This is a genomic window from Methylobacterium haplocladii (assembly GCF_007992175.1).
GTDB lineage: Bacteria > Pseudomonadota > Alphaproteobacteria > Rhizobiales > Beijerinckiaceae > Methylobacterium > Methylobacterium haplocladii.
In genome coordinates, this window is record NZ_BJZT01000045.1 from 37,165 (window position 1) to 46,442 (window position 9,278).

At 68.0% G+C, this 9,278-nt stretch carries 10 protein-coding genes; 1 reads left to right on the forward strand and 9 read right to left on the reverse strand.

The annotated features are described in order from the left end of the window. Positions 1-48: 48 nt before the first annotated feature. The 9 genes from MHA02_RS20010 to MHA02_RS20050 form a co-directional block, all read right to left on the reverse strand. Complete coding sequence (locus MHA02_RS20010) at positions 49-993, reverse strand: cell division protein FtsQ/DivIB (protein ID WP_147082036.1); 945 nt, start codon at positions 991-993, stop codon at positions 49-51. Further along, positions 960-1,883 (reverse strand): D-alanine--D-alanine ligase, encoded by a 924-nt coding sequence (locus MHA02_RS20015; RefSeq protein WP_147082038.1) that lies wholly within the window; start codon positions 1,881-1,883, stop codon positions 960-962. The genes MHA02_RS20010 and MHA02_RS20015 overlap by 34 nt, the downstream gene beginning before the upstream one ends. Before the next feature lie 41 nt (positions 1,884-1,924). Next, a complete protein-coding gene (locus MHA02_RS20020) occupies positions 1,925-2,293 on the reverse strand; it encodes a type II toxin-antitoxin system PemK/MazF family toxin (protein WP_306424457.1) in 369 nt (122 codons plus the stop codon). Further along, a complete protein-coding gene (locus tag MHA02_RS20025; protein ID WP_147082062.1) occupies positions 2,268-2,501 on the reverse strand; it encodes an AbrB/MazE/SpoVT family DNA-binding domain-containing protein in 234 nt (77 codons plus the stop codon). Before MHA02_RS20025 ends, MHA02_RS20020 begins: the two co-directional genes overlap by 26 nt. Before the next feature lie 40 nt (positions 2,502-2,541). Beyond that, complete coding sequence (gene murB, locus MHA02_RS20030) at positions 2,542-3,456, reverse strand: UDP-N-acetylmuramate dehydrogenase (RefSeq protein ID WP_147082042.1); 915 nt, start codon at positions 3,454-3,456, stop codon at positions 2,542-2,544. After that, entirely contained in the window at positions 3,453-4,001 is a 549-nt protein-coding gene (locus MHA02_RS20035; RefSeq protein ID WP_147082044.1) for an endonuclease domain-containing protein, read from the reverse strand. The genes murB and MHA02_RS20035 overlap by 4 nt, the downstream gene beginning before the upstream one ends. A gap of 12 nt (positions 4,002-4,013) precedes the next feature. After that, positions 4,014-5,420 (reverse strand): UDP-N-acetylmuramate--L-alanine ligase, encoded by a 1,407-nt coding sequence (murC, locus tag MHA02_RS20040; protein ID WP_147082046.1) that lies wholly within the window; start codon positions 5,418-5,420, stop codon positions 4,014-4,016. Positions 5,421-5,463: 43 nt separating this feature from the next. Beyond that, a complete protein-coding gene (locus MHA02_RS20045) occupies positions 5,464-6,573 on the reverse strand; it encodes a UDP-N-acetylglucosamine--N-acetylmuramyl-(pentapeptide) pyrophosphoryl-undecaprenol N-acetylglucosamine transferase (RefSeq protein ID WP_147082048.1) in 1,110 nt (369 codons plus the stop codon). A 97-nt stretch (positions 6,574-6,670) separates the two neighbouring features. Beyond that, a complete protein-coding gene (locus MHA02_RS20050) occupies positions 6,671-7,837 on the reverse strand; it encodes an FtsW/RodA/SpoVE family cell cycle protein (RefSeq protein WP_147082050.1) in 1,167 nt (388 codons plus the stop codon). 353 nt (positions 7,838-8,190) lie between these two features. Between MHA02_RS20050 and MHA02_RS20055 the strand changes: the two genes are divergently transcribed. Further along, positions 8,191-9,276 (forward strand): methyl-accepting chemotaxis protein, encoded by a 1,086-nt coding sequence (locus tag MHA02_RS20055; protein ID WP_238180326.1) that lies wholly within the window; start codon positions 8,191-8,193, stop codon positions 9,274-9,276. The last annotated feature ends 2 nt before the right edge of the window (positions 9,277-9,278 follow it).

Genomic DNA, 9,278 nt, shown 5'->3' on the forward strand with positions numbered 1-9,278 from the left:
ACCGGAGGGAGGACGCTGCAACGGGGTCGGCGGAGGGGGCGAGACGGCTCATGTCGCGGTCCCCTTCTTCGTCTTCTTGCGTGCCTCCGCGCGTGCCGCGGCGGCCTCCTCTGTCAGTCGCACCACCACCCGGTCGGCGAGGCGCAGGTCGACTGCGATGACGTCCTTCTCCAGAAGGCGGTTCTTGCGCTCCAGGTCGACCAGGCGTGCGAGCGCTTCGTCCGCGCCGGTCTCGGGCAGGCGGATGTCGACGCCGTCGAGTTTCAGCGTCCAGCGCCGGCCGGAGACGTAGCTGCCGGCCTTGATGCGCTCGCCCAGCGGGCCGGCCGCATCGATCAGGCCGAGATATTCCTGCAGGTGGACATTGGCGTCCTCGCCGACCACGAGGGGCAGGTTGGCGTAGCGGTCGTCGCGCATCTCGTCGATGACGGTGCCGTCGGCCGCGATCACCCGGATCTCGCCGTTCTTCTGCCAGAGGGCGGCGGGCTCGCGCTCGACCTGCGTGATGACGATCTCGTTGGGATAGAGCTTGCGCACCGAGGCCGTGGCGATGAGCGGCACGGCCATCAGCTTTTCGCGGATCTGTGCGACGTCGAGGAACGGAACGGAGGAGCGCCAGTCGATGCCGGCGGCCTGCATCACCTCACGCTCGTACATCCGCGACAGACCGGAGATCGTGACGCGTTCGACGCCGAAGCCGGCGATGCGCGCGGCGATGTCGAGGGGGCGGCCGTTCTCGGCGACGTAGGCGTCGTAGCGCCCGCTGGCGACGAAGCCGAAGAGCGAGAGCGTGGCCAGCGTGCCGGCGACCAGCGCGGCGCCGAAGCCGCGGGGAATCCGCGCCTCGATCGGCAGGGATCCCCTGGTACGGCGGGAGCGCAGCACCGGCTTCAGGACACCCTGCAGCCGGTTCGCGATCACTGCTGGAAAGCCGGCGCCGTCCGGATGCCCGGCGGCGTTCAGCGTCCCAGAGAGGCGTCCTCCACCATCCATCGAACGAGCTCACCGAAACTCAAGCCCGCATGGGCTGCCATCTCCGGCACAAGGCTCGTCGGGGTCATTCCGGGTTGCGTGTTGACCTCCAGGACGACGAGCGCCCCGGTTCCACCCGGCGTGTCGTCGTATCGAAGGTCCGCACGGCTTACGCCCCGGCACCCGAGTGCTTGATGCGCCGTTAACGACAACTCTTGGACACGCTGGTAAACATTTGGTTTAAGTTCGGCCGGGAGAACGTGGATCGACCCCCCCTCGGCGTACTTCGCATCGAAGTCGTACCACTCCCCCGAAGCAGGCTTGATTTCGATCACGCCGAGGGCCCTGTCGCCCAGCACGGCGCAGGTCAGCTCGCGGCCCGCAACGTAAGTCTCCGCAAGGACTTCCTCGCCGTAGACCCACTCGTCCGAGGCCAGGATCTGGGGCGGGTGCGAGCGCCCGTCGCGCACGATGATGACCCCCATCGAGGAGCCCTCGGCGATCGGCTTAACCACGTATGGCGGAGTCAGCGCGTGTGACTTCGCTGCATCATGACGGTTAACGACGCGGCCCTCGGGCACGGCGACGCCGGCGGCATGCAGCACCGTTTTGGCACGCTCTTTGTGCATCGCCAGTGCCGAGGCGAGGACGCCGGAATGGGTGTAGGGAATCCTCAGGATTTCCAGGAGACCCTGAATGGTGCCGTCCTCGCCGGCCGGCCCGTGCAGGGCGTTGAGCGCCACGTCCGGCTTCAACGCGGTGAGAACGGTCGCCACGTCCGGTCCGACATCGACCGGCGTCACCCGATAGCCCTCGCCTTCGAGCGCCGCGACGCAGGCATTGCCCGAACTCAGCGAGATCGGCCGCTCGGAGGACCAGCCGCCCATCAGGACGGCGACGTGCTTGGGCATGGGAGGGCTCCGGTAGTGATCGGACTGAAATGAGATCGGCATCAGAGCGGGCCGAGCCTTTCCCGAAGGCTTTCATAGACGTCGTCCGCCTCTTCGGGATGAAGAGCACCGATCACGCGAAGGATGCGCCCGGGTTCGACGCAGGCGAGCTTCACCGGACGCACGACGGACGAAACCGCGAGGCCCGTCGGACCAAGGTCGAGGATCGGCAGATCGCCGAACATGATCGGATTACGCGCGCTCGTGATCATTGCGATCCAGACAAATCCCGCCGTCGCAACCTTAGACCCCGACACCACGACGGCTGGACGTCGTTTCTCCGCCAAGCGATCCGAGTAGGGAAAGGGTACGACGACGATCGATCCCGGAGGTAGGCCGACGGGCCTAGAGATCGGCATAGTCTTCCTCATCGATCGCCCCGGCCCATTCGGTGAACGTGGCGAAGGGATCGTCGCTCTCGGGAAGAGCCTTCTCGATCTGGATGCCCTCGGGAGTCAGCAGATAGCGAAGCCGATCGCCCGGTCCCACCGCCAGACGTTCGCGGACTTCCGCCGGCAACACGGTCTGGCTCTTCACCGAGATCTTCGAATAGGCGGTTTTGATGTTGCGTGCAGCCATCATCGATTCTCCGATCAGCAACGACTTACCGCCTTACGCCTTACAGGTCGATCCCGATCCGCCTGATCTCCCAATGCAGCTCATAGCCCGAGTTGTCTCGGACGCGCCGGCGCACCTCTTCGCCGAGCCCCTCGATGTCGGCCGCGGTCGCCCCGTCGCGGTTGATCAGAAAATTGCAGTGCATCTCGGAGACCTGCGCGCCACCGCGCGTCAGGCCGCGGCAGCCGGCGGCGTCGATGAGTTGCCAAGCCTTGCCGCCGTCCGGGTTCTTGAAGGTCGAGCCGCCGGTGCGCTCGCGGATCGGCTGCGCGGCCTCGCGGGCTGCGGTGACCCGGTCCATCTCGGCCTCGATCTCCGCCCGGTCGCCCGGACGGCCGCGATAGAGCGCGCTGGTGAAGATCACGTCGTCGGGCGCCGAGCAGTGGCGATAGGAGAAGCCCATCTGCGCGTGGCTGAACGTGCGGAGGTTCCCGCTCCGGTCGACGCCGCGGGCCTCGACCAGCACGTCGGTGGTCTCGCCGCCATGGGCGCCGGCATTCATGCGCAGCGCGCCGCCGACCGAGCCGGGAATGCCGCGGTAGAAGGCGAGCCCGTCGAGGCCGGCCTCGGCCGCGCTCTTGGCGAGGCGCATGTCGGGCACGGCGGTGCCGGCGCGCAGCGTCTCGCCGTCGACCGCAACCGATCCGAACGGCTTGCCGCCGAGCCGGATCGTCACGCCGGGAATGCCGCCGTCGCGCACGATCAGGTTCGAGCCGAGGCCGATCACCGTGACCGGCACAGCCGGATCGAGCGCGCCGAGCAGCAGCGCCAGATCCTCCTCGTCGGCGGGACTGAACAGCACCTCCGCCGGCCCGCCGACGCGAAACCAGGTGAGGTCCGCGAGCGATTGGTTGGCGAGCAGGCGGCCGCGAAGGGCGGGCGCAGCGGAGCGGATGGTGTCGATCATCATCGTCATGCGCGCGCCTCCCCTCTCCCCGCGTGCGGGGAGAGGGTCACGGACCCCTCGTCGGGTCCGTGACCAGCGGAGGCGAAGCCGAAGCGAGGGTGAGGGGGCGCATCCGAAAGAGCCTCTTTCGGCGAGACCCCCTCACCTTCGCCCTGCGGGCTTGCCGCGCCGACGACGAGGTCGTTGCGGCCCTCTCCCCGCCCGCGGGGAGAGGGGTGGAGCGCGGCGAGGATCGTGTCCAGGACACCGGTCGTGTTGTTCATGATCTCCGCATTCCAGAAGCGCAGGATGCGATAGCCCTGCGAAACGAGCCACTGGTCTCGGATACGGTCCCGCACGCTCTCTGCGTGCTGGCTGCCATCCGCCTCTACGATGAGCTTGGCGTCGCGGCAGATGAAATCGGCGAAGTAGCGCCCGATTTTCTCTTGCCTGACGAACTTGAAGCCGGCCAGACGTCGGTCACGCAAGCGGCTCCAAAGCTTTCGTTCGGCCTCCGTCTGATCACGACGCAGCCTGCGCCCGAAACGCGTCCGTTCCTGATCGGAGGCTCGCATCGGGACGAAGACTCACCCCTTCAGCGCCGCCAGCTCACCCGGCAGCGCATAGGCCCACTGCGTGATCGTCCCCGCCCCGAGACACACCACGTAATCGCCCTCCCCCGCATGGCCGGCGACGAGGCCGGCGAGGTCGTCCGGCGTCTCGAGCGCGATGGCGTCGCGGTGGCCGCGGGAGCGGAGGCCCGAGACCAGGGAGTCGCGGTCGATGCCCTCGATCGGGGCTTCGCCGGCGGCGTAGACCGGGGCGACGATGACCGTGTCGGCGTCGTTGAAGCAGGTGCAGAAATCGTCGAACAGCGATTGCAGGCGGGTGTAGCGGTGCGGCTGCACGATCGCGATGACCCGGCCGTCGGTGGAGGCGCGGGCGGCCTTGAGTACGGCGGCGATCTCGACGGGATGGTGGCCGTAATCGTCGAAGATGGTGGCGCCGTTCCAGTCGCCGGTGCGGGTGAAGCGGCGCTTGACGCCACCGAAGCCGGCCAGCGCCTTGCGGATCGCGTCGGCCGGCACGCCGAGTTCGTGGGCGACGGCGAGCGCGGCGGTGGCGTTGAGCGCATTGTGCTTGCCCGGCATGGGGAGGACCAGGTCCTCCATCTCCAGGCGCAGGCCCGGACGCCGGTCGCGGATCATGACGCGAAAACGGCTCTTGCCGCCCTTCAGGTCGACGTCGAGCAGGCGCACGTCCGCCTGCGGGTTCTCGCCGTAGGTGATGATGCGCCGGTCCTCGATGTGCCCGACGAGGTCCTGCACGATCGGGTGGTCGATGCACATCACCGCGAAGCCGTAGAACGGCAGGTTGTCGATGAAGCGCCGAAAAGCGTCCTTGATCGCGTCGAAGGAGCCGAAATGGTCGAGGTGCTCGGGGTCGATGTTGGTGACGATGGCGACGTCCGCCGGCAGGCGCAGGAAGGTGCCGTCCGACTCGTCGGCCTCCACCACCATCCACTCGCCGGCACCCATGCGCATGTTGGTGCCGTAGGCGTTGATGATGCCGCCGTTGATGACGGTGGGGTCGAGGTTGCCGGCATCGAGCAGGGTCGCGACGAGCGACGTCGTCGTGGTCTTGCCGTGCGTGCCGGCGACGGCCACGCAGGACTTGAAGCGCATCAGCTCGGCCAGCATCTCGGCGCGGCGCACCACCGGCAGGCGGCGGTCGCGGGCGGCGACGAGCTCGGGGTTGTCGCGCTGGATCGCGGTGGAGACCACGACGATGGCGGCCTCCTCGACGTTCGAGGCCTCGTGACCGACGAAGGTGCGGATGCCCTTCTCGGACAGGCGCCGGACGTTGGCGTTGTCGTTGGCGTCGGAGCCCTGCACGGTATAGCCGAGATTCGACATCACCTCGGCGATGCCGGACATGCCGATGCCGCCGATGCCGATGAAGTGGATGGGTCCGAGCTTGTCGGGCAGCTTCATGGGATGTGGTCCGTCTCAGCGCCGAAGCGAAACTACGAAGGAATCAGGTGCGGGCGGCCGTCTCGACGACGACGGCCGCCAGACGCTCGGCCGCGTCGAGGATGCCCGCGGTTTTGGCGGCCTTGGCCGCTGCGGTCAATTTCTCGGGGTTTCCGAAGAAGTCCACCAACTCGGCCGTCAGCCGGTCGGGCGTGAATGCGGTCTGCGGGAGGTGTAGCGCCGCGCCGATGGCGGCCAGCGTCGCGGCGTTCGCCGCCTGGTCCTGGTCGAGGGCGCCGGGCAGCGGCACCAGGATCGACGGACGGCCGATCGCGGCGAGTTCGGAGACGGTCGAGGCGCCGGAGCGGGCGACGACGAGGTGGCTGCGCGCCATCCGGCCGGGGAGGTCGCGGAAGAACGGCGCCGCCTCGACGCCTGCGAGGCCCATGGCGAGGTAGCGGTTCTGCACCGCCGTCAGGTCTTCCGGCCGCGCCTGCTGGACGATGTGGAGCCGGTTGCGGAGATCGGCCGGCAGCGCCTCGACGGCGTTCGGCACGACGTCGCTCATCACCCGCGCGCCCTGGCTGCCGCCGAAGACGAGAAGGTGGAGCGGGCTGCCCGGTTCGAGCGACGGATAGAGCGTGTCGGCCACCGCCAGCACGGCGGGGCGGATCGGGTTGCCGGTGTGCACCCGCCGCGCCGTGGCCTTGGCCGGCACGCCGCGCACGTCCTGGAATCCGGTGGCGATGACGCGGGCGCCGCGGGCCAGGAACCCGTTGGCGCGGCCCATCACCGCGTTCTGCTCGTGCAGGATGGTGGGCACGCGCAGCATCTGCGCGGCGAGGACGGGGGGCACGGTGGGATAGCCGCCGAAGCCGATCACGGCCGCCGGGTTCAGCCGGCGGATTTCCTTCGCGGCCCGGCCGAAGCCCTGGCCGAGCTTTCCGAGCGCGCCGGCCCGCGCGAGGATCGAGCGGCCCGACGGCGTCGCCGAGGTGATCGTGACGATCTCTTCGGCCGGAAACGCGCCGGAGATCGAATCCACGCGGGCATCGGTGGCGAGCGCCACCCGGATGCCGTGGGCCTTCAGGGCATGGGCGAGACTCTCGGCGGGAAACAGGTGTCCGCCGGTCCCGCCCGCGCAGACCAGGACGAGGGGCTGGAAGACGGTCATGGCCGCGCCTCACCAAAGCGCGACGCGGCCCCCCCTCTCCCCGCCTGCGGGGAGAGGGGGGGCGCGCCGCCGTGCGCGATTGTTTCCCAGAACGTAGTCACTGCATCAGGCCTGGCACCGCGGACGGCACCGTCCCTGGGGGGCGCTGGCCGAGTGCCGTGGTGCGGGGTCGCTTGCGGGTGAGGGCAACCAGGAATCCCATCCCGAGCGCCAGCGAGATCAGCGACGAGCCGCCGTACGAGACGAAGGGCAGCGTCATGCCCTTGGCCGGCATGAGCTGGGTGTTCACCGCCATGTTGATGCAGGCCTGGAGCCCGAAGAGCGTGGTCAGTCCGGTTATGGCGAGCCTCGAGAAGGTGTCGTCCGTGCGTCGCGCGAGCTTTAGGCCGCGCATGACGATGTAGGCAAACAGCGCGACGAGACCGAGGCAGACCAGCACGCCGAATTCCTCGCCGGTGACGGAGAAGATGAAGTCGGTATGGGCGTCGGGCAGGTGGCGCTTGGCGACGCCCTCCCCCGGCCCGGTGCCGAGCCAGCCGCCGGAGGTGAAGGATTCGCGCGACCAGAACTCTTGGAAGCTGTCGCCGGAATCCTTGTCCAGGAACCGATTGATGCGCTCCTTGACGTGATGGAGGAAGGTGTAGGCCGCCAGCACCCCAAGCAGGCCGCCGGCGCCGAGGCCCGCCACCCAGAACCAGTGCAGGCCGGCGACGAAGAACAGCGTGCACCAGACGATGGTGATGAGCATCGTCTGCCCGAAATCGGGCTGCAGGATGAGTGGCACGATGGTGACGGGCAGGAGCGCCATGGCCAGGATGCCGCCGGGCATGTCGCGCCGCTTCGCGCCTTCCGAGAAGGCCCAGGCGGCGACCACCACGAAGGCGGGCTTCACGAATTCCGAGGGCTGCAGGCCGAAGGGGCCGAACTGGATCCAGCGATGCGCGCCCTTGATCTCGGGCCCGAACTTGCCGGCGAGCACGCAGAGCGCGACGCCCGCGAGCCAGGTCACCAGGGCGAAGCGGCGGATGTGGCGCAGAGACAGGAACGACACCGCGATGATCAGCGCGATGGTCGGCACGAGATACATCGCCTGGCGGTTGAGGAAGTAGAAGGTCGGCAGGCCGATGCGCTCGGCCACCGGCGGGCCGCCGCCCATCAGGAAGACCAGGCCCGCCACCATCAGGCAACCTAGCCCGGCGAGCAGGCCGCGATCCACCGTCCACCACCAGTCGTTCAGGGGCGTGCGCTCGGCGCGGGACATCATGGCGGGTGGTGACCTCCGGCAGGCCGCGCGAATGGGCGCCACAGCCGGCCGGGATCGTGAAGCGGAATGGTAAACGCTTCCTTAGAGTGCCCTTCACGGCGCCTGAAAAGGCGCTTTCCACCAGAGGGATGAGAGATTGCAGGTCCTGCGGATGTACTTAAGTTTGCATTATGAATTACACGGACAATGTCGTGCCGGTCAGTCGGTCGTCGATGTAATCGCCGTCTTCATACAAATTCCGAGTGCATGATCAGCTCGGGAATTGAGGCGGCTGATCGATGCAGCTGCAGAAAGCGACGTAATTCTTACACTTGGAATGACGAAATCCGATGTTTGGATCACAGAAGACAGCATTGAGAGACGCTAAGCTGGCGGCGCTCGATCGTGTGCAGGGTGTCATCGAGTTCGACCTGTCGGGTACGATCCTCGATGCCAACCCGAATTTCCTGACCGCCGTCGGCTATACGCGGGACGAGATCGTCGGGCGTCATCACGGCATCTTCGTCGATGCCGATTACCGCAACTCGAACGAATACCGGGCCTTCTGGAATAGGCTTCGCGAAGGCGAGTTCCAGGCCGGGCAGTTCAAGCGCGTCACCAAGGCGAGCCACGACATCTGGATCGAGGCCTCCTACAACCCGCTGCTCGGGCGTGACGGCAAGCCCTACCGTATCGTGAAGTTCGCCACGGACATCACCGCGCAGATGAAACTGCTCGGCGAACTGCGGACGATGATCGACCGCAACTTCAGCGAGATCGATCAGGCCCTCTGCCGGTCGACCGAGGAATCGCGCACGGCGCTCGACGCGGCCCGGTCCACGTCAAGCAGCGTCGGGACCATGGCCGCGGCCACGGAAGAACTGGCGGCGTCGGTCGCCGAAGTCTCCGAGAGCATGGCGAAATCTCAGACCGCCACCGAGAGCGCCTTCGCCCGCGTTCAGGAGGCCGGCGACCACACGCGGAGGCTCGCCGTCGCCGCCAACGCGATGAGCGGGATCATCGGCCTGATCAACACCATCGCCGCGCAGATCAACCTGCTGGCGCTCAATGCGACCATCGAAGCGGCGCGCGCCGGCGAGGCGGGCCGCGGCTTCGCCGTCGTCGCACAGGAGGTGAAGAACCTCGCCGGGCAGGCCGCTCGCGCGACCGAGCAGATCAACGGCGAGATCCAGGGCGTTCAGGCGATCTCGACCGAAGTCGTCGGCGCCCTCGATTCGATCCAGGGCTCCGTCGACATCATGCGCAGCCACGTGGTGGCGACGGCCGCCGCCGTGGAGGAGCAGTCGGCCGTCACCCGCGACATGTCCGTGAACATGCAGGAGGCCGCGCGCGCCGTCGCGACCATCGCGGACAACATCACGGCGATCTCCTCGGGCGTGACCCAGGTGTCGGATGCGGTGACGACGACCCGGGAAGCGGCGCGCGTGCTGGCCCGCTAGGT